The organism is Rhizobium cauense (genome assembly GCF_019511525.1).
GTDB lineage: Bacteria > Pseudomonadota > Alphaproteobacteria > Rhizobiales > Rhizobiaceae > Rhizobium > Rhizobium cauense.
Genome location: NZ_JAEUAT010000002.1, coordinates 333,305 through 355,837 on the forward strand (window position 1 = coordinate 333,305; position 22,533 = coordinate 355,837).

Below are 22,533 nucleotides of genomic sequence, written 5' to 3' on the forward strand. Positions count from 1 at the left end.
GCACGATCGATCCCGCGCTATTCAAGCTATGCCGTGTTTTCGCCTGCTCTCGTGGCAAGCGGCCGGCTGACAATTTTCATAAGCCGGGGAAGGGGGCGCTGAGCCCAACCATTCCGGTAAACCAAAAAGGCGACCTGATATGATTCAGATGCAAACAAACCTCGACGTGGCGGATAATTCCGGCGCACGTCGTGTCATGTGCATCAAGGTGCTGGGCGGCTCGAAGCGCAAGTATGCCGGGATCGGCGACGTTATCGTCGTTTCGATCAAGGAAGCGATCCCGCGCGGCCGCGTGAAGAAGGGTGACGTGATGAAGGCGGTGGTTGTTCGTACCGCCAAGGAAATCCGTCGCGTTGATGGTTCCATCATCCGCTTCGACACGAATGCAGCAGTCCTCATCGACAACAAGAAAGAGCCGATCGGCACCCGTATCTTCGGACCGGTTCCGCGCGAACTTCGCGCCAAGAACCACATGAAGATCATCTCGCTGGCTCCCGAAGTACTGTAAGGAGCGCGAACGATGCAAAAGATTCGTAAGGGCGACAAGGTCGTCATGCTCGCAGGCAAGGACAAGGGCCGTACCGGCGAAGTCCTCCAGGTTCTGCCTAAGGAAGATCGTGCCGTTGTTCGTGGCATCAACGTCGTAAAGCGCCACCAGCGCCAGACGCAGAGCCAGGAAGCCGGCATCATCAGCAAGGAAGCCGCGGTTCACCTCTCTAACGTTGCAATCGTCGACAAAGACGGCAAGCCGACCCGCGTCGGTTTCAAGGTTGTTGACGGCAAGAAGGTCCGTGTAGCTAAGCGTTCCGGTGAGGTGATCTGATGGCTGAGGCAAAGTACGAGCCGCGGCTCAAGAAGGAATACGTCGAGCGCATCCGTAAGGCTATGCAGGAGAAGTTCTCCTACGCCAACGAGATGATGATCCCGAAGCTCGACAAGATCGTAATCAACATGGGTGTTGGTGAAGCAACGGCTGATTCGAAGAAGCCGACTGTTGCTGCTGCCGACCTGGCCGCCATTGCTGGCCAGAAGCCGGTCATCACCCGTGCACGCAACTCCATCGCTGGCTTCAAGGTCCGCGAGCAGATGCCGATCGGCGCAAAGGTCACCCTGCGCGGCGCTCGCATGTACGAGTTCCTGGACCGCCTCGTGAACATCGCGCTTCCGCGCGTTCGCGACTTCCGCGGCCTGAACCCGAAAAGCTTTGACGGCCGTGGCAACTTCGCCATGGGCATCAAGGAGCACATTGTGTTCCCTGAGATCAACTACGACAAGGTTGATCAGATGTGGGGCATGGACATCATCGTTTGCACGACGGCAACGAAGGACGACGAAGCACGGGCTCTCCTGACAGAGTTCAACTTCCCGTTCCGTCAGTAACCGTAACGACGAGCGTAGAAAAGGAACCGCACATGGCGAAGACAAGCGCAGTTGAAAAGAACAAGCGCCGCCGTACTACGGTCGCTAACCAGGCTGCCAAGCGCGCAGCTCTGAAGGCGATCATCATGAACCAGGCTCTTCCGATCGAAGAGCGGTTCAAGGCCTCGATCAAGCTGGCATCCCTGCCGCGCGATGGATCCAAGACCCGCATTCGCAACCGTTGCGAAGTATCGGGCCGTCCGCGCGCGTACTACCGCAAACTGCGCATGTCGCGTATCGCGCTGCGTGAACTCGGCAATCTCGGCAAGGTGCCGGGTATCGTCAAGTCGAGCTGGTAAGGAGCAGGTTAGATGACAATGACTGATCCGTTGGGCGATATGCTCACTCGCATCCGTAACGGCGCTTCTCGCCGCAAGTCGTCGGTTTCGACGCCTGCTTCGAAGCTCCGTGCACGTGTTCTCGATGTTCTGCAGTCTGAAGGCTACATCCGTGGCTACTCCGTTGTCGATTTCGGCAATGGCAAGTCTGAGCTCAACATCGAACTCAAGTACTATGAAGGCGCATCGGTGATCCGTGAGATCGGCCGTGTGTCTAAGCCGGGCCGCCGGGTTTATGTCTCGGTCAAGTCCATTCCGCAGGTCGCGAACGGCCTCGGCATCACCATCCTTTCGACACCGAAGGGCGTGATGGCCGATCACCAGGCTCGCGAACAGAACGTTGGTGGCGAGGTTCTTTGCTCGGTCTTCTAAGACTGAGCATCGATCTCCATAGCGAACAGACAGGATTGAAAAATGTCTCGTATCGGTAAAAAGCCCGTTCAGGTGCCTGCTGGGATCACGGCTACGGTCGATGGCCAGAAGGTGTCCGCAAAGGGCCCAAAGGGTGAGCTGTTCTTCGTCGCAAACGACGAAATCGGCGTTAAGCTCGAAAACAATGCGGTTGTCGTAACGCCGCTCGGCAACTCGAAGGGCGCTCGATCCAAGTGGGGCATGTCCCGCACGATGATCGAGAACATCTTCAAGGGTGTTAAGGACGGCTTTGAGCGCAAGCTCGAAATCAACGGCGTTGGTTACCGCGCGTCGCTTCAGGGCAAGAACCTGCAGCTGGCACTCGGCTTCAGCCATGACGTTGTTTATGAGCCGCCGCAGGGCATCACGATTGCTGTGCCGAAGCCGACGGAAATCGTCATTTCCGGCATCAACAAGCAGCAGGTCGGCCAGGTTGCCGCTGAAATCCGCGAATACCGCGGTCCTGAGCCTTACAAGGGCAAGGGCGTCAAGTATGCCGAAGAGCGGATTGTCCGCAAAGAAGGCAAGAAGAAGTAAGGATCACGCGAAATGGCTAGCAGGAAAGAAGCACTTGCACGTCGTGCCAACCGCGTGCGCCGTCATCTCAAGTCGGTGGCCAATGGCCGTCCGCGCCTGTCGGTTCATCGCTCCTCGAAGAACATCTATGTTCAGGTCATTGACGATGTTGCCGGCAAGACGCTCGCGTCCGCCTCGACTCTCGACAAGGATCTGCGCGGTTCTCTGAAGACCGGTGCTGACACCGCAGCAGCTGCCCTCGTCGGCAAGCTCGTTGCAGAGCGCGCAAAGAAGGCAGGCGTCAACGAGGTCGTATTCGACCGCGGCGCCTTCATCTACCACGGCCGCATCAAGGCCCTGGCAGACGCAGCCCGCGAAGGCGGTCTGTCCTTCTAATAAAGTTTCCGGCCGGATGCCTTGAGGCGCCGGCCGGATATCACCGGACCGCAGGCGTCCCAAAAAGGGGAGGCCGACGCGGTCCTCATTTTGTTTGCCGATTGCACCCGGAAAAGAAAAAGGAAGAGGACAATGGCACAGGAAAGAAGGCCGCAGCGGGAAGACCGCCAGGCCCGTGAAGAGCGCGATAGCGAATTCGTCGACAAGCTGGTCGCGATTAACCGCGTTGCTAAGGTTGTTAAGGGTGGCCGCCGTTTCGGCTTCGCCGCTCTCGTCGTCGTCGGCGACCAGAAGGGCCGCGTTGGCTTTGGTCACGGCAAGGCACGCGAAGTGCCGGAAGCAATCCGCAAGGCGACTGAAGCTGCCAAGCGCGATCTGATCTTCGTACCGCTGCGTGACGGCCGTACGCTGCATCACGACGTCCATGGCCGCCATGGCGCCGGCAAGGTTCTGCTTCGTTCGGCCAAGGTCGGTACCGGTATCATCGCCGGTGGTCCGATGCGCGCCGTTTTCGAAACGCTCGGCGTTCACGACGTTGTCGCCAAGTCGACCGGTTCCTCGAACCCCTACAACATGGTTCGCGCTACTTTCGACGCTCTCAAGCACCAGGTTCACCCGAAGGACATCGCAGCACAGCGCGGCATCAAGTATGCAACGCTTCAGGCTCGCCGTGCCGCTTCCGGCAACGCCTCTGAAGAATAAGAGGAGTCTGACAGATGGCTAAGGCTACCAAGAAGACTGAAGCGAAGACGGTTACTGTCGAACAGATCGGCAGCCCGATTCGCCGTCCTGATGTCCAGCAGCGCACGCTGATCGGCCTCGGACTTAACAAGATGCACCGTCGCCGCACGCTGGAAGATACCCCTTCCGTTCGTGGCATGATCCGTGCTGTCCAGCATCTCGTTCGCATCGTCGACGAGAAGTAAGCCGGGAGATTCGCTATGAAACTCAATGAAATTAAAGACAACGAAGGTTCGACCCACAGCCGCAAGCGCCTCGGCCGCGGTATTGGTTCGGGCTCGGGTAAGACCGGTGGTCGCGGTGTGAAGGGTCAGAAGTCCCGTTCTGGCGTCGCGATCAACGGTTTCGAAGGCGGTCAGATGCCAATCTACCGTCGCCTGCCGAAGCGCGGCTTCAACAACATCTTCAAGGCCGACTTCGTTGTCGTGTCGCTGGAGCGTGTTCAGGCTGCGATCGACGCTGGCAAGCTCGACGCCAAGTCCACGGTTGATGCAGCGGCTCTCAAGGCTGCCGGCGTTATCCGTCGCGTCAAGGACGGTGTTCGTGTTCTCGCCGACGGCGAGCTGAAGGCAAAGGTCAAGTTCGAAGTTGCTGGCGCTTCCAAGCCGGCGATCGAAAAGATCGAAAAGGCTGGCGGTTCCGTCACGCTTCTTTCTGCCGCAGCTGCAGAGTAATTAATCTTATGATAAGTCGCCCGGGGTGCTTCACACCGGGCGATTTTGCTCCCATATGTGAGCCTCACAAAAACCGGCTGGACGCACGTGCGTCAGGGACGGTAGGACTAAACACAAGGGTGAGGCATAGGTTGCGTCCGCAATCCGTCCGAAGCCCGCTTTTGAATAATTCAGAATGCTGATTCCGGGTCCGGCACCTCGCTTGGCTTGAACCCGAAATTGGTAGCGCGGAGAATCGCATGGCGTCTGCAGCGGAACAGTTGGCTTCCAACCTCAATTTTTCGACCTTCGCCAAAGCTGAGGATCTCAAGAAGCGCCTGTGGTTCACACTGGCAGCTCTCCTCGTTTACCGGCTGGGTACCCACATTCCGCTGCCGGGACTTAATCCAGAAGCTTATGCACAGGCTTTCCGCGGCCAGGCAGGTGGCATTCTCGGCCTCTTCAACATGTTCTCCGGCGGCGCCGTCGAGCGTATGGCGATCTTCGCTCTCGGGATCATGCCCTACATCTCCGCGTCGATCATCGTTCAGCTGATGACCTCGGTTGTTCCTGCTCTCGAAAACCTGAAGAAGGAAGGCGAGCAGGGCCGCAAGATCATCAACCAGTATACCCGATACGCAACGGTTCTCCTTGGCGCTCTGCAGGCCTATGGCATTTCGGTCGGTCTCGAGAGCGGCAACGGCCTCGTGGTTGATCCTGGCATCTTCTTCCGCATCTCGACTGTCATCACGCTGCTTGGCGGCACGATGTTCCTGATGTGGCTTGGCGAGCAGATCACCTCGCGTGGTATCGGCAACGGCATTTCGCTTATCATCTTCGCGGGCATCGCCGCCGGCCTCCCGAGCGCCTTGGCAGGCACCCTTGAACTGGGCCGTACAGGCGCGCTGTCAACGACACTGATTCTCGCTGTCATTGTGATTGCGATTGCGGTCATTGCGATCATCGTTTTCGTCGAGCGCGCGCAGCGTCGTCTTCTGATCCAGTATCCGAAGCGCCAGGTCGGCAACCGGATGTTCCAGGGCGACACGTCGCACCTGCCGCTGAAGCTCAACACCTCGGGCGTGATACCGGCTATCTTTGCATCTTCGTTGTTGCTGCTGCCTGCCACCATTGCTGGCTTTGCGAATACGACGAACCTGCCCAGCTGGGCGACGTCGATCGTTGCCGCGCTTGGACACGGCCAGCCGCTGTATATGCTGCTCTACGCGCTGTTGATCGCCTTCTTCGCGTTCTTCTATACGGCTATCGTTTTCAATCCGAAGGATACTGCCGACAATCTGAAGAAGCACGGCGGCTTCATTCCGGGCATTCGCCCGGGCGAGCGGACCGCAGAATACATCGACTACGTGCTGACGCGCATTACCGTGATCGGTGCGCTCTACCTGGTCTTCGTTTGCATTCTGCCCGAAATTCTTGTGTCGCAAACGGGGATTCCGTTGGCCCTCGGTGGAACTTCGCTGTTGATTGTGGTTAGCGTGACTCTCGATACGGTGGCGCAGATTCAGGGCCATCTGATCGCACAGCAGTACGAAGGCCTGATCAAGAAATCGAAGTTGCGTGGAGGAAAGAGGGGGCGATGAGACTCATACTGTTAGGGCCGCCGGGCGCGGGTAAGGGGACCCAGGCTCAGCGGATCGTGGAGAAGCACGGCATACCGCAGCTCTCCACGGGTGACATGCTTCGTGCTGCCGTCGCGGCGGGCACGGAGGTAGGCAAGCGCGCGAAGGCCGTGATGGATGCTGGCAAGCTTGTCTCCGATGAGATCGTCAATGCTATCGTTTCAGAGCGTCTAGACGCTCCGGATTGCGCCAAAGGTTTTATTCTCGATGGTTATCCGCGCACGCTGGTTCAGGCCGACGCGACGGAAGCCATGCTGAAGGGGAAGGGCCTGGAACTCTCGACCGTTATCGAGATTCAGGTTGACGACAAGGTCCTGGCGGACCGCGTTTCCGGCCGCTACACCTGCGCCAACTGCGGCGCCGGCTATCACGACACGAACGTGAAGCCGAAGGTGGAGGGAGTTTGCGACCGTTGTGGCTCGACTCACTTCAAGCGCCGGCCGGACGACAACCGCGAAACCGTGGTGACGCGTCTGCAGGCCTACTACAAGGAAACATCGCCACTGATCGGCTACTACTATGCCAAGGGCAAGCTGAAGTCGGTTGATGGCATGGCGGATATCGATCACGTGACGGGCGAGATCGATAAGATACTTTCGAAGCTTTAGTCTTTGAAAATAAACTTGGCGGAAACGGTTGCTTTTCAGCACTGATTCCGCTAAACACCGCGCCAACTCGCGACATGTGATGCGATCGGCGCGGATTTCCAAAAGAAGTCCGGGTTCGGTCGTTTTGACATGTACGAACTCAAATCTGAACGAGCGGCCGGTTTGGCTGCATAACGAAAAGCCTCTTGCCGGATGGCAACGGGAACGCAAGGAGAATAGGCGTGGCACGTATCGCTGGCGTCAACATCCCGACTGCGAAGCGCGTCGTTATCGCGCTGACCTACATTCACGGGATCGGTCCGAAATTTGCGCAGGAAATCGTCGAGAAGGTCGGTATTCCGACTGATCGTCGCGTTCATCAGCTCACCGACGCTGAAGTCCTGCAGATCCGCGAAACCATCGACCGCGACTATCAGGTCGAAGGTGATCTTCGTCGCGAAACCTCGATGAACATCAAGCGCCTGATGGACCTCGGCTGCTACCGCGGCCTGCGCCATCGTCGTGGTCTGCCGGTCCGCGGTCAGCGCACGCACACCAATGCTCGTACCCGCAAGGGTCCGGCAAAGGCTATTGCTGGTAAGAAGAAGTAATTTCCGGGAAACCGGAGGTGAGGGGGCTGGCGGTCTGCGCCGGCCTCTTTTGAGTTTGGGGCAGGGCCGCAAGGTCTCGTTCCGGTGTAGCCGCTGGCATTACGGCGGTGCAGAGATCCAAGAAAGGGATTTAAATGGCCAAGGAAGCCGTACGCGTTCGCCGTCGCGAACGTAAAAACATTTCGTCGGGTGTTGCTCACGTCAACTCGACCTTCAACAACACGATGATCACGATCACCGACGCACAGGGCAACGCCATTGCCTGGTCGTCTGCTGGCGCCAAGGGCTTCAAGGGCTCGCGCAAGTCGACCCCGTTCGCTGCTCAGATCGCTGCTGAAGACTGCGCCAAAAAGGCTCAGGAACATGGCATGAAGTCGCTGGAAGTTGAAGTTTGCGGTCCGGGCTCGGGTCGTGAATCTGCTCTGCGCGCGCTCCAGGCTGCTGGTTTCATGATTACGTCCATCCGCGACGTGACGCCGATTCCGCACAATGGTTGCCGCCCGCGCAAGAAGCGCCGCGTCTGATCATCGCCATTCACAACACCGGTGAGCGGGTTTTCGCTCCCGGTGCTTCTCAAGCTCGGTTGCCACGATTGGATGGTGGTAACGAACGGAAGGCAAAAATATGATTCAGAAAAACTGGCAGGAATTGATCAAGCCGAACAAGGTCGAGTTCTCTTCGAGCTCGCGCACGAAGGCGACGCTCGTTGCAGAGCCGCTGGAGCGCGGTTTCGGCCTCACCCTCGGCAACGCGCTTCGCCGCGTTCTGCTGTCCTCGCTGCGCGGTGCCGCAGTGACGGCTGTGCAGATCGACGGCGTGCTGCATGAGTTCTCGTCGATCCCGGGCGTCCGCGAAGACGTTACGGACATCGTCCTCAACATCAAGGAAATCGCCATCAAGATGGATGGCGATGACGCAAAGCGCATGGTCGTGCGTAAGCAGGGCCCGGGCGTTGTAACGGCTGGCGATATCCAGACGGTCGGCGACATTGAAATCCTCAACCCCGAGCATGTGATCTGCACGCTCGACGAGGGCGCCGAAATCCGTATGGAATTCACCGTCAACAACGGCAAGGGCTACGTTCCGGCCGACCGCAATCGTGCGGAAGATGCTCCGATCGGTCTCATCCCGGTCGACAGCCTTTATTCGCCGGTCAAGAAGGTGTCCTACAAGGTTGAAAACACCCGCGAAGGACAGGTTCTCGACTACGACAAGCTGAACATGACGATCGAAACCGATGGTTCGATCTCCGGCGAAGATGCCGTCGCTTTTGCGGCTCGCATTCTTCAGGATCAGCTTGGCGTGTTCGTCAACTTCGACGAGCCGCAGAAGGAAGCCGAAGAAGAAGCAGTCACCGAACTTGCTTTCAACCCGGCGCTCCTCAAGAAGGTGGACGAACTCGAACTGTCTGTTCGCTCGGCAAACTGCCTGAAGAACGACAACATCGTCTACATCGGCGACCTCATTCAGAAGACCGAAGCAGAAATGCTCCGCACACCGAATTTTGGTCGCAAGTCGCTGAACGAAATCAAGGAAGTTCTCGCTTCCATGGGCCTGCACCTCGGCATGGAAGTGCCGGCATGGCCGCCCGAGAACATCGAAGATCTCGCCAAGCGCTACGAAGACCAATACTAACGTTCAAACGGCAGGCAATAGCCTGCAAGTGAAGGAGAATAGCAATGCGCCACGGTAAATCCGGCCGCAAGCTGAACAGAACCGCTAGCCACCGCAAGGCAATGTTTGCCAACATGGCGGCTTCGCTCATCACCCATGAGCAGATCGTGACCACCCTGCCGAAGGCAAAGGAAATCCGTCCGATCGTTGAAAAGCTCGTGACCCTCGGCAAGCGCGGCGACCTGCACGCTCGTCGTCAGGCGATCTCGCAGATCCGCGACGCCGCTGTCGTTTCGAAGCTGTTCGACACGATCGCTTCGCGCTACGCAACCCGCAACGGCGGCTACCTGCGTATCATGAAGGCTGGCTTCCGCCAGGGCGACAACGCAGCTCTCGCTGTTGTTGAGTTCGTTGATCGCGACACCCATGCCAAGGGCGCAGCCGACAAGGCTCGCGTTGAAGCTGAAGCTGCTGCAGCTGAAGCCGCCTAATCCTTTCCGGTTTACCGGAAGCAAAACAGCCGGGCTGCGAAGCCCGGCTGTTTTCGTCTAGAGCACTTGGAGAAGGCTGCAGCCTGCATTGATCGCCGATGACGGAGTACTGCGCTCTATTGAGCGAGCTTGCGATCGGAGCTAGCTTCACGGCCTCTACCAGTATCTCAGGAGTGGGCGCTTGATAGATCATATAACCATCGCGGTGAGCGACCTTGCCAGGAGCAAGCTGTTCTACGAGAGAGCATTTGCGCCGCTGGGATATGAACTTTCCTTCGGAAAAGAGGACGTGTTTTGGGCCTTCGATATTGGCAACGGCTGCCTGTTCGAGATCCAGCAGGCAGATAGCGAGCCCCCCCTGACGCGCGTGCATGTGGCATTCCGGGTACGCAACAGGGCAGAAGTGGAGGCCTTCTATAAGGTCGCACTCGAGGCTGGGGCTACCGATAATGGGGCGCCCGGTCCACGCCCGCAATACACTGCGGACTACTATGCCTGCTTCGTTCTTGATCCTGATGGCTACAACATTGAAGCCATGATTAATCAGCCGGGCCCGCAAACGTAATCGCCTTGCGGGTGATTGTCAGCGTCCGTTGACTCAGACTCACGACGCGGTCGCCGTGGCCCGCACGCGCTCGCGGCCCTGGCCACGCTTTCTGCTTCGCGCGATCGGCCGCCACGACCGGTAGAGTATAAGCAGTATGATCAAGCCGACATAGATATACTGCTCAAGGTCGAGGATCTTCGTCGACAGTGCAAAGTGGACGGCCCCGGCGGCGGCCACGATATAGACGAGGCGGTGCAACCGCACCCAGTTCGGACCGAGCCGACGGATCGAAAAGTTGTTGGACGTCACCGCGAGCGGAACGAGCAAGGCAAGTCCCGCCATGCCGAACATGATGAAGGGGCGCTTCAGCACGTCGTTCACGACTGCGGTAAGATCGAGCGCCTGGTCCAGCACCATGTAAACGGTGAAGTGCATCAACGCGTAGTAGAAGGTCAGGAGACCGAGTGCGCGACGATAGCGGAGATAGTTCCAGCCGAAGAGGTCGCGGGCAGGGGAGACGGCCAGCGTCAGGATGAGGAAGCGGATCGTCCAGAGGCCGAGGAACAGCTCGAAGGTCTTGACCGGGTCGGCCCCAAGCTGATCGGTGGCGCCCAGATAGAAGGTCCATGCCGCCGGCAGCAACCCGGCGACATAGAGAGCCCAGACAGAGGCCGGCTGCCAACGCTTCGGAAGGGTGAGCGAAAGTCCCGCCATTAGAAGTTCTTCCGCAGATCCATGCCGCTATAGAGGCTGGCCACCTCGTCGGCATAGCCGTTGAACGGCAGGGTCGGATGGCGGCTGGCGCCGAAAAAGCCGCTTTCACCGATCCGCCGCTCCGTCGCCTGGCTCCAGCGCGGGTGGTCGACCTCCGGATTGACGTTGGCGTAAAAGCCGTATTCCTGTGGATTGGTGACTTGCCAGGTGTTCTTCGGCTCCTTGTCGGTCAGCGTGATCCGGACAATCGACTTGATGCCCTTGAAGCCATATTTCCACGGCACGACCAACCGGATCGGAGCGCCGTTCTGGTTTGGCAGGGTTTGTCCGTAGAGACCAACTGCGAGCAGCGTCAGCGGATGGCGTGCTTCGTCGAGCCGCAGGCCTTCGACATAGGGCCAGTCGAGCGATTGGAATATGCCCTTTTGACCGGGCATCTCGTCCGGCCGCACCACAGTCTCGAACGCGACATATTTCGCGCTTCCCTGGGGTTCGACCTTGTTCAGGAGGGAGGCGAGGGGAAAGCCATCCCAGGGAATGACCATCGACCATGCTTCGACGCAGCGCATGCGATAGGTACGGCTCTCGATCGGGAACTCTTTCATCAGAGCCTCGACATCGAACGTGCCGGGCTTGTTGACCATGCCGTCGACTTTGATCGTCCAGGGCAACGGCTTGAAGTCGCCTGAAAGTGCGGCGGGGTCGCCCTTGTCTAAACCGAATTCGTAAAAGTTGTTGTAGGTCGTAACATCCTTGAGCGGTGTTGCCTTCTCGTCGACCTTGTATTTGCTATCAACGACCGAAAGCGCCGCTGCGCCGGCCTTCGTGGCACCATAAAGCGCCATTGCGCCCAACGTTGCGGCGCCAAGGAATTCGCGACGCCTGAGATAGAGCTGTTGCGGCGTGATCTCCGAAGATGCGATCTTGGGGGGGCGATAGGCTGGCATCGGAAACCTCCTGAGCATTGGAGCTCGGCATAAACCTTCAACGCAACACATGCGTCTTTGGATCATTGTTTATGCCGATCGGCGTGGCTGCGGAAAGCCAACTTTTTGTGTACGCTGTTTGATGGAATAGTCTGCAACAAAACCACAGCGGCGGCCGTATATGGCCGATGCACCCGGAAAACCAGGCGTACCGGTTTGGGCCTTCCCGGTAGTGACAGCCCGCGCCGTTTGGATTAGGACAATTCCAAAAAGCAGCGATAGCCCGGCCGCTTGAACATTGCGCCCTGCATCGCCGACGATTTCCGACACGTGAGGAATACACCATGCCAGCCTACCGTTCCAGAACCACGACCCACGGCCGCAATATGGCGGGCGCCCGCGGCCTTTGGCGCGCCACGGGGATGAAGGATTCGGACTTTGGTAAGCCGATTATTGCGGTGGTGAACTCGTTCACCCAGTTCGTGCCGGGTCACGTTCACCTCAAGGATCTGGGGCAACTCGTCGCGCGCGAAATCGAAGCGGCCGGCGGTGTCGCCAAGGAGTTCAACACGATCGCCGTCGACGACGGTATCGCGATGGGCCATGACGGCATGCTCTATTCGCTGCCGTCGCGCGAACTGATCGCCGACAGCGTCGAATACATGGTCAATGCTCACTGTGCCGACGCCATGGTCTGCATCTCGAACTGCGACAAGATCACCCCCGGCATGCTGATGGCCTCGCTTCGCCTCAACATACCGACGGTCTTCGTGTCTGGCGGTCCGATGGAAGCAGGCAAGGTTGTTCTGAACGGAAAGACCCATGCGCTCGATCTGGTGGACGCCATGGTTGCAGCCGCTGACGACAAGGTCAGCGACGAGGATGTCAAGGTTATCGAGCGCTCTGCCTGTCCGACCTGCGGCTCGTGCTCAGGCATGTTCACCGCGAACTCCATGAACTGCCTGACCGAGGCACTTGGCCTGTCATTGCCGGGCAATGGCTCGACGCTTGCGACGCATGCCGACCGCAAGCGCCTCTTTGTCGAGGCCGGTCACCTGATCGTCGATCTCGCTCGCCGTTACTATGAGCAGGACGACGTCAAGGCCCTGCCGCGCACGATTGCCTCCAAGCAGGCATTCGAGAACGCGATGGCACTCGATATCGCCATGGGCGGCTCGACGAACACCGTCTTGCACATCCTGGCGGCTGCGCACGAGGGCGAGATCGATTTCACGATGACTGATATCGATGCATTGTCGCGTCGCGTTCCCTGCCTCTCCAAGGTTGCTCCGGCAAAGAACGACGTCCACATGGAAGACGTTCATCGCGCCGGCGGTATCATGTCGATCCTTGGCGAACTCGATAAAGGTGGCCTGCTCAACCGCGACTGCCCGACGGTCCATGCCGAGACGCTCGGCGATGCGATCGATCGCTGGGACATCACGCGCACCAACAGCGAGACTGTCCGCAAGTTCTACCGTGCCGCTCCTGGCGGCATCCCGACGCAGGTTGCCTTCAGCCAGGAGGCGCGCTGGGACGAACTCGACATGGATCGCGAAAAGGGTGTCATCCGCTCCGTCGAGCATCCGTTCTCGAAGGACGGCGGACTTGCTGTTCTGAAGGGTAACCTGGCGCTTGACGGCTGCATCGTGAAGACAGCGGGCGTCGATGAATCGATCCTGAAGTTCTCCGGTCCAGCCAAGGTCTATGAAAGCCAGGATGCGGCCGTGAAGGCGATCCTTTCGAATGAAGTTGTCGCCGGCGATGTCGTCGTTATCCGCTACGAAGGCCCGAAGGGTGGCCCCGGCATGCAGGAAATGCTCTATCCAACGAGCTATCTGAAGTCGAAGGGCCTCGGCAAGGCTTGCGCGCTGATCACCGACGGCCGCTTCTCGGGTGGTACCTCGGGTCTCTCCATAGGTCACGTTTCGCCGGAGGCAGCAAACGGCGGCACGATCGGTCTGGTCCGCGAAGGCGACATGATCGACATCGATATTCCGAACCGCATCATCAGCCTGCGCGTCGACGACAAGGAACTTGCGAACCGTCGCGCCGAGCAGGAAGAGAAGGGCTGGCATCCCGCCGAACACCGCAAGCGCAACGTCACGACTGCGCTGAAGGCTTACGCTGCCTTTGCAACCAGCGCCGATCGCGGCGCGGTACGCGATCTCGGCAGCCGCTGAGCGTCACTGATCATTCGAATATGAAATGGACCGGCCGTTAAAGCGGCCGGTTTATTTTTTTGTAGGTCTCGTCCAGTTGCTTCAGGCGCTCGTCATAGGCTGCCTTGATGCAGGCGTCGTCGGCGGCGCACTCCTGGCGTTTCTTGAGCCAGGCGGTTTGCTCGTCCTGTAGAGTGCCTCGCGAGCCCATCGCCATCAGGCCGGAAAGGAGATCGAACGTCGTCACCATCTTGACGTCGGCGTCGTTCAGGGCGCGGTTCTCGCAGATCACCTTTTCATCCGCCTTCAATTCCTTCGCATTGCAATCGAAGCTCGCGGCGTGGGAAGTGCCAACCGTAAGAACGCAGAATGCGAGTACGACGGACGGGGCAAGGGTACGGTGAAAGGATCTCATGCATCAATTCCTGTGTGGTAGCGGTGCAGCGACGAACATGATGCAGTCTGGCGGCATGACAAGGGCATACGCTTGCTTCTGCGGCGCGGAATCGACCGCCGACAGGCCGTGAACGCCGGGCCGCCCTCAGTCGGAAACAGGAGCGAGGCCGGCTCTGGAGGGATGTCTCCCATGGGTGACTTCGGCGCGCCATTGGCTTTAAATATCAGTCGTATAGAGCTCATTGCTGAATCAACTTGGCAAGTACCGTCAGTAGTTCGTGAACTGCCCCATTGTTCCATGCTTCCGCCCTCTTTCCTTTCTAGCGTCCGGCGCTACAACGTTTTCACAAGAGAATTTGAGAAGGACTTCCCATGCATGACCTGTTGAAGCGCGCGGCTCTGCCTCTCGTGGCCATGGTGCTCGCGCTGCCGGTTTCCGCCTATGCTCAAACAGCCAAGACCGTGCCGCAAAGCCAAATGGAGATGCAGCTCTCCTTCGCGCCGCTGGTCAAGCAGACGGCCGGGGCGGTGGTGAACGTCTATGCCGAGAAGACCGTGCGCCGGCAGTCTCCCTTTGCGGGAGATCCCTTCTTTGAACAGTTCTTCGGCCAGCAGATGCCGAACCGCAGCGAGAAGCAGTCGTCACTCGGATCCGGCGTCATCGTCGAGGCGAACGGAACAATCGTTACCAACAACCATGTGGTGGAAGGAGCCGACGACATTAAGGTCGCGCTCTCCGACGGGCGCGAGTTTCCGTGCAAGGTCGTCTTGAGGGACGACCGCTTGGATCTCGCCGTTCTCAAAGTCGATACGAAGGAGAGCTTTCCGACACTTGCGCTCGGCAATTCCGACGCGGTCGAAGTCGGTGATCTGGTCCTGGCAATCGGTAACCCGTTTGGGGTCGGCCAGACAGTGACGAGCGGGATCGTCTCCGCACTGGCGCGCAACCAGGTGGTCAAGAACGAGTTCGGCTTCTTCATCCAGACGGACGCGTCGATCAACCCCGGCAATTCCGGTGGCGCCCTTATGAACATGAAGGGCGAACTGATCGGCATCAACACCGCGATCTTCTCGCGTGGTGGCGGCTCCAACGGCATCGGCTTTGCTATCCCTGCCAATCTGGTCAAGGTGTTCCTCGCCTCGGCTGATGCAGGGGTGAAATCCTTCGAGCGACCCTATGTCGGCGCGACGTTCGATGCGGTGACATCTGAGGTTGCCGAAGCACTCGGCCTCAGCAAGGCCCGCGGCGCGCTGGTGGTCAAGGTCAGCGACGGCGGCCCCGCGGCGAAGGCCGGATTGAAGGCCGGACAAATCGTTACCGCCGTTGATGGCATTCCGGTCGAGCATCCCGATGCTCTCCTCTATCGACTGACAACGGCAGGGCTCGGCAAATCGGTCCAGTTGACGGTCGTTGAAAACGGGCGTGACCAACAGATCACGCTGGCACTCGCCAGGGCGCCCGAGACGGCACCGCGTGATCAGCGTACGATTGGTGGGCGCACGCCCTTTACCGGTGCCGTGGTAGAAAACCTTTCGCCTCGGGTTGCCGACGAGCTTCGGATGCCATCGGAATCCACTGGCGTCGTTGTTTCCGAGGTGAAGGAAGATTCCCTTGCTGCTCGCCTCGGTTTCGAGCCGAAGGACATCATCATTTCGATCAACGGCACCGAAGTGAAATCCACGCAAGAACTCGCCGCCATCGCCGACGAGGACCCGAGCTTCTGGCGTGTCGAGATCGAACGCGATGGTCAACGTATTCGACAGTTCTTCCGATGAGCGACGATCTCTTTGCACCGCGCATTCCTGAAGAGGTCGCCAACCGGCGGCCTCTCGCCGATCGCCTGCGGCCCCGCACGCTTTCGGAAGTCAGCGGCCAGGAGCATCTGACCGGTGACGACGGCATATTGCGGCGCATGATCGCGAGCGGTTCGCTGGGCTCGATGATCTTCTGGGGACCGCCCGGAACAGGCAAGACAACCGTTGCCCGTCTCCTGTCGGGCGAAGCAGGCCTGGCTTTCGAGCAGATCTCCGCCATCTTTTCAGGCGTGGCGGATCTCAAGAAGGTCTTCGAAGCCGCGCGCTTACGTCGGATGGACGGCCGCCAGACGCTCCTCTTTGTTGACGAGATCCATCGCTTCAACCGGGCTCAGCAGGACAGTTTTCTGCCTGTCATGGAAGATGGCACCGTCATCCTAGTCGGCGCCACCACGGAAAACCCGTCATTCGAACTCAACGCGGCTTTGCTTTCGCGTGCTCGCGTACTGACGTTCAAGTCGCACGATGATGAAAGCCTTGAGGAGTTACTGAAGCGTGCCGAGGCAGCCGAAGACAAGGCGCTGCCGCTGACGGATGACGCACGTGCGAGCCTGTTGCTTATGGCGGACGGCGATGGCCGCGCCGTGCTCACCCTTGCCGAGGAGGTATGGCGCGCTGCGCGAGAGGGAGAAATCTTCGACACGGAAGGCCTCACGCGCATCGTGCAGCGCCGAGCGCCTGTATATGACAAGGCGCAGGACGGGCACTACAACCTTATCTCAGCACTTCACAAGTCGGTCCGCGGTTCCGACCCGGATGCAGCGCTCTACTACCTTGCTCGCATGTTCGACGCAGGCGAGGATCCGCTCTACCTCGGCAGACGCCTGGTTCGGATGGCCGTCGAGGATATCGGTCTGGCGGATCCGCAAGCGCTGGTGATCTGCAACGCGGCGAAAGACGCCTACGACTATCTCGGTTCGCCGGAGGGCGAGTTGGCGCTGGCGCAGGCCTGCGTCTATCTGGCGACCGCCCCGAAATCGAACGCCGTCTACACAGCCTTCAAGGCCGCGACGATGGCCGCCAAGCAGAATGGCTCGCTGCTGCCGCCGAAGCACATCCTGAACGCGCCGACAAAGCTGATGAAGGGTGAGGGCTACGGCGAAGGCTATCGCTATGACCACGACGAGCCGGACGCTTTTTCCGGCCAGGATTATTTCCCGGAGAAGATGGGTCGGCAGACCTTCTACGATCCGCCGGAGCGCGGGTTCGAGCGGGATATCCGCAAACGCCTGGAATGGTGGGCAAAGCTCAGGAAAGAGCGCAATCAGCGTTGATCAGGATGCGCGGATTTGTCCCGCTGGCGCGACAAGCTTGACCGACGACTCCGCAAGGCCGTGATGCCCCTCCATGTCGACGACAAGATGCCAATGCCCGCTCTCGGGGATCGAAAGGCGGATTGGTGATTTGCGCGCGACGCCGCCGACATATTTGAAATCGAGAACTTCGGTGAAGCGCTGGTAGTTCGGCGCGGTCATCAGACGTACATTCGCAACCGCGTTCAGCGTCACCTCGATGATCGTCCCTGCGCGCTGTTCCTTGAGATCATAGTGGGTAAAGCGGAAGTTCGGTTTCGGCATCGGTCTTTGGCGTGGCGTGTCTGATGCCCACACTATATCGCGGTCCAGTTAAGGAAGCGTTCGCCATTTGGCGGCAGGTCTGCGCCCGCCGCCAGCCTCAACATCGCCGCGATCAGTGGATTTCGCTATCCCGGCGGTCGAGCGCGCCAAATTGCAGGACGATGCCTTCGGCGGCGCGGCAAATCTGCTCGGGATGATGATCGCATTCGTCTGCTGCGAAATGACGTGCTGCGTGCTCGCTGATGAACACACCTCCGACGAGCCCCTGACGGTCCTGTACGACCCAACGGCCATTTCGATCCTGGCCAATGGTGAAACGTGGTGAGGTGTGACGTTGGAGAGGCTCGATTGTGGAAGCAGCTTGAAGAGAGGGCATCGATTTTCCTTTCGAATTGTCTTCTGCCTTGGACCACCAAGGCAGTGCCACATCTTCAAGTTAGTAGCGGTCGCATGCGACTTCTATTCCGATGTTGGTCAGAAAATATAAAAATATCATATGGATAACGCCATCCCACGTGTCTCGGAAACGCGCGCCAACGCTTGCGATACCGACTGCTTTGCTGCGGCATCCAGCGCGACAAGCGGCAGACGGGTTTCCGGGTCAATCTGCAACAAGGCCTGGAGCGCATGTTTGATGGCGGCGGGGTCAACCTCGGCCCCCAAACGCGCCGTCAGCGGGGCCAACGCATTCTCAAGCAAACGCGCGGCAGAAAGGTTGCCTGCGCGTGCCGCCTGCTGAAGTGATGCATAAAGGCGAGGGCAGACGTTCGCGCCAGCCGAGACGATGCCGCTTCCGCCGGTGCTCAAGAAAGAGAGGGCCGTTGTGTCGCGATCGGAGAGAAGCAGAAAACGCCGGCGCCAGTCCGGGGGTAATGCCTGGGCAGCGGCGCTGCCATCGGAAAGGAGCAGCCCGACAACTGATGGGATTTCTGCAAGTGATGCGAGCGTCGGCAACGTCATGTCACTCGCTGTGCGCAGCGGGCTGTTTTCAACGATCAGCGGGATGCGGGTTGCGGCAGCAAGCTGGGCGAAGTGATGGGCAATGCCGGCCTGTCCTGGTTTGGAATAGTAGGGCGCGGTCACCAGGGCCGCGCTCGCTCCCAGTTCCTCGGCATCCAGCGTCAAGGCGATCGTGCTTGCTGTCGCGTTGGTGCCTGTAGCGGCAATGACAGGAACAAAGCCACCTGCAGCTCGGACACAGGTTCGGATCACGGCAGCGCGCTCATGTCTCGTAAGCGTCGGACCTTCTCCAATCGGCGTGCAGACCGCAAGGCCATCAACTCCGCAACGGATCTGCCACTCCGCAAGTCGCTCCAGCGCGCCATGATCAACTGCGCCGTCACGAAAGGGGGTGACAAGCGCCGTGGTGGTAGCACCGAGGCGCAATACTCTGTCAGCAGGCATCTCACGCCTCAAAGGCTGCCGAGAATGACGTACAGCTCGACCGCTGCAAGCACGATGCCGAACAGGATCAGTGCTTGGGCCGTGCGTCGCTCGCGCATCTGCCTTTTCGGCGCCAGGCGGCGCGTGCGGGTAAGGGGAGCATTCGGAAGCATGATGTCTCGCATGGCTTTCAACCTTTGCATTTCCAGCCGATGCTAACGCCGTTCGCGGTAGGAATTCCATTCGTGCAAGTGCGCGCAGATATAGGAACCGCATAAATGGAAAGGCGCGGCAACGTTGCGGCGAGCAATGGATCTTTGATCCGTTCAAGCTGCTGCTGCTGCTGCTGCCGCTGCCGGGGTCGGCTCCTGCCGTGATGTGCATGCGAGCCGAGGGTTGATCTTACTCCGCGATGCCGCACATTATGCCCGCGCTGCTGGGAGGAATGTCAGGGCGATGGATGGACCAATGATTGATACCGCGCTCGTGCGACGGCTGGTTGCGACGCAATTTCCGGAATGGTCTGCGCTTCCGATAACGCCAGTCGAATTTGGCGGATGGGACAACAGGACATTCCACCTCGGGAACGAGATGACGGTCCGGCTGCCGAGCGCCGCGCACTATGCCGATCAGGTAGCAAAAGAGCAGCGCTGGCTGCCGATCCTGGCGCCGCAACTGCCCCTGCCGATTCCTGTTCCGCTGGCGATGGGACACCCGGACGAGATTTATCCCTGGCCGTGGTCGATCTACGCTTGGCGCGACGGTCAGACTGCGCTGGCCGAGCGCATCGATGATCTGTCCGCTTTCGCGCGCACACTCGCCGCCTTCCTTGAAGCGCTCCAGGCGGTTGATGCCAGCGGAGGGCCACCGCCGGGTCCGCACAACTTCTTTCGTGGCGGATCCTTGCAGGTGTATGACGAGCAAACGCGTGAGGCTCTTATGCGCCTTGATGGCAAGGTCGACCGTCGCCTCGCGATGGAGGTTTGGGAGGCCGCGCTTTCGACATCCTGGGAAGAGGCGCCCGTGTGGTTTCATGGCGACGTCGCGTACGGCAACCTTCTGGTCAAGGACGGTCGCCTTGATGCCGTCATTGACTTCGGAACCTCGGGCGTTGGCGACCCTGCCTGCGACCTCGCAATCACGTGGCATCTGTTCGAAGGGGAAAGCCGGGAGGTCTTCCGCAGATCCCGTCTCTTGGATGCCGGGACCTGGGCACGCGGCCGTGGCTGGACGCTGTGGAAAGCCCTGATTGTCGCCGCAGGGATGGCTGGCGCAAATCCCGAAGACAGGAAGAAATCATGGCAGATCATCGACGAGGTCTTGGCCGACCACCGCGCCTGGACGTGATCTGTTTCGCGCGCAGTCAAAAAAAAGTATCTCCGGTATGTCGGGAGGAGGGACGTCGCCGCGTCATTTGAGAGAGAGGCTGGTAGCGTCTGACGTTAGTCAGGACGCCGGAGCCCTGATCGAGCACGGTTGAACGGCTTCGCGCCAATGGGAGAGACGACATGAGCAAGACGATTGCAATTCTACTGGCAAGGCTGATCTTTGGCGCTGTCTTTGTGATGGCGACGAGCTTCAAGTTCATGGATATGCAGGCCACCGCAAGCTACATCGCGGCTGCAGGTTTTCCGTTCCCGCTTTTTCTGGCGTGGATTGCGGCCTTTTTCGAACTGGGCCTCGCATTGGCTCTTCTGACCGGCGCCTTCTTCTCGGAAGCCGCGCTTCTGGCCGGCATCTACGTGATCTTTCTGGCCTTTGCTTTCCATGGCCCAAGCCACTGGAGCGGCAACCAGGCTGAGTTCGGGTTCTTTATCGATCACTTTACCTTCCTCGCTGGCCTGCTTTTCGCAGCCGTGCACGGCCCGGGAGAGAAGCTGGTCGTGAAGCCGCGCTCGCCGGTCATGGCTCGTTAGGCGTCGATCTATCGGAAGCCGGTGGTGATGCGAGTTCCTCGAGCAGGCGCTCGAACGCCGTCGGCTTCAACGTGGCCGGTGGATTGTATGGGTCCGAGAAGGCGTAGATGAAGAAGAGGATGATCCCGGTGAAGGCGCCAAGTACGGAAAGCAGGAGCAGGTTTCGAGCATCGGGCGGATAGGGATAGTAGCCGAGGGCCATGAACACGACGCCAGAGACTGCCGCGAACCAGAAGATGCTGCTGATGGAGTCGGTGCCGCTGTTTTCTCGCTTGTCCCGTGCTTCCGCGATGCTGTGTATGGCACCGAGCATGTGCTCGCGAATGCTTTGCTGGCGGGGATTGGTTGGCGTGAGGTCAAGCACCCGCTGATAGACATCGTCCCACTTGGTCCATGCCGTGGAAGATAGTTCGCCGGTTTCACCAAGCATTCGCCACTCCTGATCGACGACGATCTGTACGTACTCGAAAAGGGCTTGTTGGATCGGCGCCTTCTCGTTGACGCCGTAGCGATCGGCGTCGAAGTACACATCGGCGATGGCGTTCGCTTCGGTGACGCTCTCGAATTTCAGCTGTTGGTATTCGATCATTTCCTGGGCGAAGACGAGGGCCAGGATGAGGGCGTGGAGAGACGATATTCGCATCACGACGGCGCCGGCAAGCTCCCTGTCTTTGCCGGTCGGGTCACCACCCATGATGAGGCGCATCAGGAAATAAAAGGCCAGCGTTACGACGACTGTGCCGCCGACGAAGGCAATACCGAACAGGACGACTGCATTCATGCGCGCTCCTCCCAAGGTCATGGCGACTTTAGGTGGCGCGCAATTGTTGATCAACTACGGCGCTGCCGCGCGTCGTTCAGCAATTAGGCGAGGAAGTGCTTAGCGGAGAAGCCCATCCAGCGCCGGCATTCCCAAAATGGCGGAGGCTGCGATCAGCACATAACAGATCGTCCTAAATGTGCTCTCCTTGGTGAACCCGAACAGTTTTGAGCCAGCGTAAAGGCCGATGGCGTAGCTCGGGAGAATAACGACGGTCAGAGCAAAGACGGCCTCAACGAACAGCCCACCGAAATAGTAGCTGACCACACTGAAGCAGGTCGAGATCGCGAAATACAGAATGATGTTTGCCCGCACCCGGGCGAAATCGGTCTTGCCGCCGAGCCAGTAGGCAACGACCGGAGGCCCACCGAGCTGAGCCGCGCCACTGAAAAGGCCGGCAATCAGACCGGTGAGGGAGGTAAGTGGCGTGCGCGGCTCGCCGTGGTAGCGCCAGCCGGAGACAAGAAGCGCGAGCAGGCAAATGGCGATCGCGGTGATCACCCAGCGCAACAGAAGCGGATCCATCAGCGCAAGCGCCGCCGTCCCGGCGGGCACACCGAGCACGGCACCCGCGGCCATGGTGATGACTTCACGACGGTTTGCGCCGCGCCAGGCCGGCGGGATCATTCCGATTGTCGCCAACCCGTCGATGACAAGCAGAACGGGTGATACCAGCTTCGGACCGATGATTGCGCCGCCGAGAGGAATGAAGATCAGCGCTGCCCCGAAGCCGGAGAAGCCACGCGCCAGCCCCGCAATGAAGGCAATGGCGACGAGTGACGGAATGCCGTGATCCGGCAAAGCGGCCACAAGCCACGCGCTCGTATCCGCCAGCAGCGTGTCAGGCGACATCAATCAGA

At 59.4% G+C, this 22,533-nt stretch carries 31 protein-coding genes; 23 read left to right on the plus strand and 8 right to left on the minus strand.

The genetic code is table 11. From position 1 onward, the window contains the following. Positions 1–139 precede the first annotated feature (139 nt). The 17 genes from rplN (at position 140) to JNB88_RS04870 (ending at position 9,982) form a co-directional block, all read left to right on the plus strand. Complete coding sequence (gene rplN / locus JNB88_RS04790; RefSeq protein ID WP_007787738.1) at positions 140–508, plus strand: 50S ribosomal protein L14; 369 nt, start codon at positions 140–142, stop codon at positions 506–508. Positions 509–520: 12 nt separating this feature from the next. Then, positions 521–823 carry a 50S ribosomal protein L24 gene (gene rplX, locus JNB88_RS04795; RefSeq protein ID WP_037127218.1) on the plus strand — a complete coding sequence of 101 codons (303 nt, stop codon included), beginning with the start codon at positions 521–523 and terminating at the stop codon, positions 821–823. Beyond that, positions 823–1,380 carry a 50S ribosomal protein L5 gene (gene rplE / locus JNB88_RS04800; RefSeq protein WP_037127220.1) on the plus strand — a complete coding sequence of 186 codons (558 nt, stop codon included), beginning with the start codon at positions 823–825 and terminating at the stop codon, positions 1,378–1,380. Before rplX ends, rplE begins: the two co-directional genes overlap by 1 nt. A 32-nt stretch (positions 1,381–1,412) precedes the next feature. After that, on the plus strand, positions 1,413–1,718 hold the full coding sequence (rpsN, locus tag JNB88_RS04805) for a 30S ribosomal protein S14 (RefSeq protein ID WP_003573787.1): 306 nt from the start codon (positions 1,413–1,415) through the stop codon (positions 1,716–1,718). A 12-nt stretch (positions 1,719–1,730) separates the two neighbouring features. Continuing rightward, complete coding sequence (gene rpsH / locus JNB88_RS04810; protein WP_004674934.1) at positions 1,731–2,129, plus strand: 30S ribosomal protein S8; 399 nt, start codon at positions 1,731–1,733, stop codon at positions 2,127–2,129. Between the two features lie 42 nt (positions 2,130–2,171). After that, entirely contained in the window at positions 2,172–2,705 is a 534-nt protein-coding gene (gene rplF / locus JNB88_RS04815) for a 50S ribosomal protein L6 (RefSeq protein WP_220354482.1), read from the plus strand. A 12-nt stretch (positions 2,706–2,717) separates the two neighbouring features. Beyond that, positions 2,718–3,080 carry a 50S ribosomal protein L18 gene (gene rplR / locus JNB88_RS04820; protein ID WP_037127225.1) on the plus strand — a complete coding sequence of 121 codons (363 nt, stop codon included), beginning with the start codon at positions 2,718–2,720 and terminating at the stop codon, positions 3,078–3,080. A 132-nt stretch (positions 3,081–3,212) separates the two neighbouring features. After that, on the plus strand, positions 3,213–3,782 hold the full coding sequence (gene rpsE / locus JNB88_RS04825) for a 30S ribosomal protein S5 (protein WP_037127228.1): 570 nt from the start codon (positions 3,213–3,215) through the stop codon (positions 3,780–3,782). A 14-nt stretch (positions 3,783–3,796) separates the two neighbouring features. Beyond that, on the plus strand, positions 3,797–4,006 hold the full coding sequence (rpmD, locus tag JNB88_RS04830) for a 50S ribosomal protein L30 (RefSeq protein WP_016553562.1): 210 nt from the start codon (positions 3,797–3,799) through the stop codon (positions 4,004–4,006). A 15-nt stretch (positions 4,007–4,021) separates the two neighbouring features. Then, on the plus strand, positions 4,022–4,495 hold the full coding sequence (gene rplO / locus JNB88_RS04835) for a 50S ribosomal protein L15 (protein WP_007531682.1): 474 nt from the start codon (positions 4,022–4,024) through the stop codon (positions 4,493–4,495). A gap of 239 nt (positions 4,496–4,734) precedes the next feature. Then, on the plus strand, positions 4,735–6,075 hold the full coding sequence (gene secY, locus JNB88_RS04840) for a preprotein translocase subunit SecY (protein ID WP_037127231.1): 1,341 nt from the start codon (positions 4,735–4,737) through the stop codon (positions 6,073–6,075). After that, positions 6,072–6,722, plus strand: coding sequence for an adenylate kinase (locus tag JNB88_RS04845; protein WP_037127233.1), 651 nt, complete (start codon positions 6,072–6,074; stop codon positions 6,720–6,722). The genes secY and JNB88_RS04845 overlap by 4 nt, the downstream gene beginning before the upstream one ends. A gap of 221 nt (positions 6,723–6,943) precedes the next feature. Next, complete coding sequence (gene rpsM, locus JNB88_RS04850; RefSeq protein ID WP_037127234.1) at positions 6,944–7,312, plus strand: 30S ribosomal protein S13; 369 nt, start codon at positions 6,944–6,946, stop codon at positions 7,310–7,312. 134 nt (positions 7,313–7,446) lie between these two features. Continuing rightward, the gene (rpsK, locus tag JNB88_RS04855; protein ID WP_003547577.1) at positions 7,447–7,836 is read left to right on the plus strand and encodes a 30S ribosomal protein S11; all 390 of its coding nucleotides are present in this window, start codon (positions 7,447–7,449) and stop codon (positions 7,834–7,836) included. Positions 7,837–7,936: 100 nt separating this feature from the next. Then, entirely contained in the window at positions 7,937–8,947 is a 1,011-nt protein-coding gene (locus JNB88_RS04860) for a DNA-directed RNA polymerase subunit alpha (RefSeq protein ID WP_007531694.1), read from the plus strand. Positions 8,948–8,991: 44 nt separating this feature from the next. Beyond that, entirely contained in the window at positions 8,992–9,417 is a 426-nt protein-coding gene (rplQ, locus tag JNB88_RS04865; protein ID WP_037127236.1) for a 50S ribosomal protein L17, read from the plus strand. 181 nt (positions 9,418–9,598) lie between these two features. Then, positions 9,599–9,982 carry a VOC family protein gene (locus JNB88_RS04870; RefSeq protein ID WP_220354483.1) on the plus strand — a complete coding sequence of 128 codons (384 nt, stop codon included), beginning with the start codon at positions 9,599–9,601 and terminating at the stop codon, positions 9,980–9,982. 39 nt (positions 9,983–10,021) lie between these two features. On the opposite strand, the gene msrQ is transcribed toward JNB88_RS04870, so the two are convergent. Continuing rightward, positions 10,022–10,678, minus strand: coding sequence for a protein-methionine-sulfoxide reductase heme-binding subunit MsrQ (msrQ, locus tag JNB88_RS04875; RefSeq protein ID WP_037127242.1), 657 nt, complete (start codon positions 10,676–10,678; stop codon positions 10,022–10,024). Next, a complete protein-coding gene (msrP, locus tag JNB88_RS04880) occupies positions 10,678–11,625 on the minus strand; it encodes a protein-methionine-sulfoxide reductase catalytic subunit MsrP (protein WP_220354484.1) in 948 nt (315 codons plus the stop codon). Before msrP ends, msrQ begins: the two co-directional genes overlap by 1 nt. Positions 11,626–11,948: 323 nt before the next feature. Here msrP and ilvD point away from each other — a divergent pair, with 323 nt between their 5' ends. Then, a complete protein-coding gene (gene ilvD, locus JNB88_RS04885; protein ID WP_220354485.1) occupies positions 11,949–13,787 on the plus strand; it encodes a dihydroxy-acid dehydratase in 1,839 nt (612 codons plus the stop codon). Between the two features lie 37 nt (positions 13,788–13,824). On the opposite strand, the gene JNB88_RS04890 is transcribed toward ilvD, so the two are convergent. Beyond that, on the minus strand, positions 13,825–14,181 hold the full coding sequence (locus JNB88_RS04890; protein WP_220354486.1) for a lysozyme inhibitor LprI family protein: 357 nt from the start codon (positions 14,179–14,181) through the stop codon (positions 13,825–13,827). Between the two features lie 353 nt (positions 14,182–14,534). On the opposite strand from JNB88_RS04890, the gene JNB88_RS04895 reads away from it, so the two are divergent. Together JNB88_RS04895 and JNB88_RS04900 are read left to right on the plus strand one after the other, a co-directional pair. After that, entirely contained in the window at positions 14,535–15,938 is a 1,404-nt protein-coding gene (locus JNB88_RS04895; protein ID WP_220354487.1) for a DegQ family serine endoprotease, read from the plus strand. After that, positions 15,935–17,251, plus strand: a complete 1,317-nt coding sequence (locus JNB88_RS04900; RefSeq protein ID WP_220354488.1) for a replication-associated recombination protein A — start codon at positions 15,935–15,937, stop codon at positions 17,249–17,251. Before JNB88_RS04895 ends, JNB88_RS04900 begins: the two co-directional genes overlap by 4 nt. On the opposite strand, the gene JNB88_RS04905 is transcribed toward JNB88_RS04900, so the two are convergent. Further along, on the minus strand, positions 17,252–17,554 hold the full coding sequence (locus JNB88_RS04905) for a DUF1883 domain-containing protein (protein ID WP_220354489.1): 303 nt from the start codon (positions 17,552–17,554) through the stop codon (positions 17,252–17,254). A gap of 67 nt (positions 17,555–17,621) precedes the next feature. Here JNB88_RS04905 and JNB88_RS34540 point away from each other — a divergent pair, with 67 nt between their 5' ends. Then, positions 17,622–17,879, plus strand: coding sequence for a hypothetical protein (locus JNB88_RS34540; RefSeq protein WP_220354490.1), 258 nt, complete (start codon positions 17,622–17,624; stop codon positions 17,877–17,879). 167 nt (positions 17,880–18,046) lie between these two features. Here JNB88_RS34540 and dapA read toward each other — a convergent pair whose 3' ends face one another. Together dapA and JNB88_RS04920 are read right to left on the minus strand one after the other, a co-directional pair. After that, positions 18,047–18,958, minus strand: coding sequence for a 4-hydroxy-tetrahydrodipicolinate synthase (gene dapA, locus JNB88_RS04915; protein ID WP_220354491.1), 912 nt, complete (start codon positions 18,956–18,958; stop codon positions 18,047–18,049). An 8-nt stretch (positions 18,959–18,966) separates the two neighbouring features. Next, on the minus strand, positions 18,967–19,122 hold the full coding sequence (locus tag JNB88_RS04920) for a hypothetical protein (protein ID WP_156142376.1): 156 nt from the start codon (positions 19,120–19,122) through the stop codon (positions 18,967–18,969). A 271-nt stretch (positions 19,123–19,393) separates the two neighbouring features. Between JNB88_RS04920 and JNB88_RS04925 the strand changes: the two genes are divergently transcribed. After that, positions 19,394–20,284: an aminoglycoside phosphotransferase family protein gene (locus JNB88_RS04925; RefSeq protein ID WP_220354492.1), complete on the plus strand. Its 891-nt coding sequence runs from the start codon at positions 19,394–19,396 to the stop codon at positions 20,282–20,284. Between the two features lie 161 nt (positions 20,285–20,445). Next, the gene (locus tag JNB88_RS04930) at positions 20,446–20,853 is read left to right on the plus strand and encodes a DoxX family protein (protein ID WP_037127264.1); all 408 of its coding nucleotides are present in this window, start codon (positions 20,446–20,448) and stop codon (positions 20,851–20,853) included. On the opposite strand, the gene JNB88_RS04935 is transcribed toward JNB88_RS04930, so the two are convergent. Then, positions 20,840–21,634: a bestrophin-like domain gene (locus JNB88_RS04935; RefSeq protein ID WP_220354493.1), complete on the minus strand. Its 795-nt coding sequence runs from the start codon at positions 21,632–21,634 to the stop codon at positions 20,840–20,842. The genes JNB88_RS04930 and JNB88_RS04935 overlap by 14 nt on opposite strands. 99 nt (positions 21,635–21,733) lie before the next feature. Next, positions 21,734–22,525: a sulfite exporter TauE/SafE family protein gene (locus tag JNB88_RS04940; protein ID WP_220354494.1), complete on the minus strand. Its 792-nt coding sequence runs from the start codon at positions 22,523–22,525 to the stop codon at positions 21,734–21,736. Positions 22,526–22,533: the final 8 nt, after the last annotated feature.

Excerpts from the sequence above, each read along its gene's own strand:
- msrQ (WP_037127242.1), bottom strand. The coding sequence starts at position 10,678 with ATGGCGGGACTTTCGCTCACCCTTCCGAAGCGTTGGCAGCCGGCCTCT.
- rplF (WP_220354482.1), top strand. The coding sequence starts at position 2,172 with ATGTCTCGTATCGGTAAAAAGCCCGTTCAGGTGCCTGCTGGGATCACG.
- rplO (WP_007531682.1), top strand. The coding sequence starts at position 4,022 with ATGAAACTCAATGAAATTAAAGACAACGAAGGTTCGACCCACAGCCGC.
- JNB88_RS04940 (WP_220354494.1), bottom strand. The coding sequence starts at position 22,525 with ATGTCGCCTGACACGCTGCTGGCGGATACGAGCGCGTGGCTTGTGGCC.
- JNB88_RS04925 (WP_220354492.1), top strand. The coding sequence starts at position 19,394 with ATGGATGGACCAATGATTGATACCGCGCTCGTGCGACGGCTGGTTGCG.
- rpsN (WP_003573787.1), top strand. The coding sequence starts at position 1,413 with ATGGCGAAGACAAGCGCAGTTGAAAAGAACAAGCGCCGCCGTACTACG.
- rpsH (WP_004674934.1), top strand. The coding sequence starts at position 1,731 with ATGACAATGACTGATCCGTTGGGCGATATGCTCACTCGCATCCGTAAC.
- JNB88_RS04905 (WP_220354489.1), bottom strand. The coding sequence starts at position 17,554 with ATGCCGAAACCGAACTTCCGCTTTACCCACTATGATCTCAAGGAACAG.
- JNB88_RS04890 (WP_220354486.1), bottom strand. The coding sequence starts at position 14,181 with ATGAGATCCTTTCACCGTACCCTTGCCCCGTCCGTCGTACTCGCATTC.
- rplR (WP_037127225.1), top strand. The coding sequence starts at position 2,718 with ATGGCTAGCAGGAAAGAAGCACTTGCACGTCGTGCCAACCGCGTGCGC.
- rpmD (WP_016553562.1), top strand. The coding sequence starts at position 3,797 with ATGGCTAAGGCTACCAAGAAGACTGAAGCGAAGACGGTTACTGTCGAA.
- rpsE (WP_037127228.1), top strand. The coding sequence starts at position 3,213 with ATGGCACAGGAAAGAAGGCCGCAGCGGGAAGACCGCCAGGCCCGTGAA.
- JNB88_RS04845 (WP_037127233.1), top strand. The coding sequence starts at position 6,072 with ATGAGACTCATACTGTTAGGGCCGCCGGGCGCGGGTAAGGGGACCCAG.
- rplX (WP_037127218.1), top strand. The coding sequence starts at position 521 with ATGCAAAAGATTCGTAAGGGCGACAAGGTCGTCATGCTCGCAGGCAAG.
- JNB88_RS04935 (WP_220354493.1), bottom strand. The coding sequence starts at position 21,634 with ATGAATGCAGTCGTCCTGTTCGGTATTGCCTTCGTCGGCGGCACAGTC.
- rplQ (WP_037127236.1), top strand. The coding sequence starts at position 8,992 with ATGCGCCACGGTAAATCCGGCCGCAAGCTGAACAGAACCGCTAGCCAC.
- dapA (WP_220354491.1), bottom strand. The coding sequence starts at position 18,958 with ATGCCTGCTGACAGAGTATTGCGCCTCGGTGCTACCACCACGGCGCTT.
- rpsK (WP_003547577.1), top strand. The coding sequence starts at position 7,447 with ATGGCCAAGGAAGCCGTACGCGTTCGCCGTCGCGAACGTAAAAACATT.
- msrP (WP_220354484.1), bottom strand. The coding sequence starts at position 11,625 with ATGCCAGCCTATCGCCCCCCCAAGATCGCATCTTCGGAGATCACGCCG.
- JNB88_RS04930 (WP_037127264.1), top strand. The coding sequence starts at position 20,446 with ATGAGCAAGACGATTGCAATTCTACTGGCAAGGCTGATCTTTGGCGCT.
- secY (WP_037127231.1), top strand. The coding sequence starts at position 4,735 with ATGGCGTCTGCAGCGGAACAGTTGGCTTCCAACCTCAATTTTTCGACC.
- JNB88_RS04895 (WP_220354487.1), top strand. The coding sequence starts at position 14,535 with ATGCATGACCTGTTGAAGCGCGCGGCTCTGCCTCTCGTGGCCATGGTG.
- JNB88_RS04900 (WP_220354488.1), top strand. The coding sequence starts at position 15,935 with ATGAGCGACGATCTCTTTGCACCGCGCATTCCTGAAGAGGTCGCCAAC.
- ilvD (WP_220354485.1), top strand. The coding sequence starts at position 11,949 with ATGCCAGCCTACCGTTCCAGAACCACGACCCACGGCCGCAATATGGCG.
- JNB88_RS04860 (WP_007531694.1), top strand. The coding sequence starts at position 7,937 with ATGATTCAGAAAAACTGGCAGGAATTGATCAAGCCGAACAAGGTCGAG.
- rplE (WP_037127220.1), top strand. The coding sequence starts at position 823 with ATGGCTGAGGCAAAGTACGAGCCGCGGCTCAAGAAGGAATACGTCGAG.
- JNB88_RS04920 (WP_156142376.1), bottom strand. The coding sequence starts at position 19,122 with ATGCGAGACATCATGCTTCCGAATGCTCCCCTTACCCGCACGCGCCGC.
- rplN (WP_007787738.1), top strand. The coding sequence starts at position 140 with ATGATTCAGATGCAAACAAACCTCGACGTGGCGGATAATTCCGGCGCA.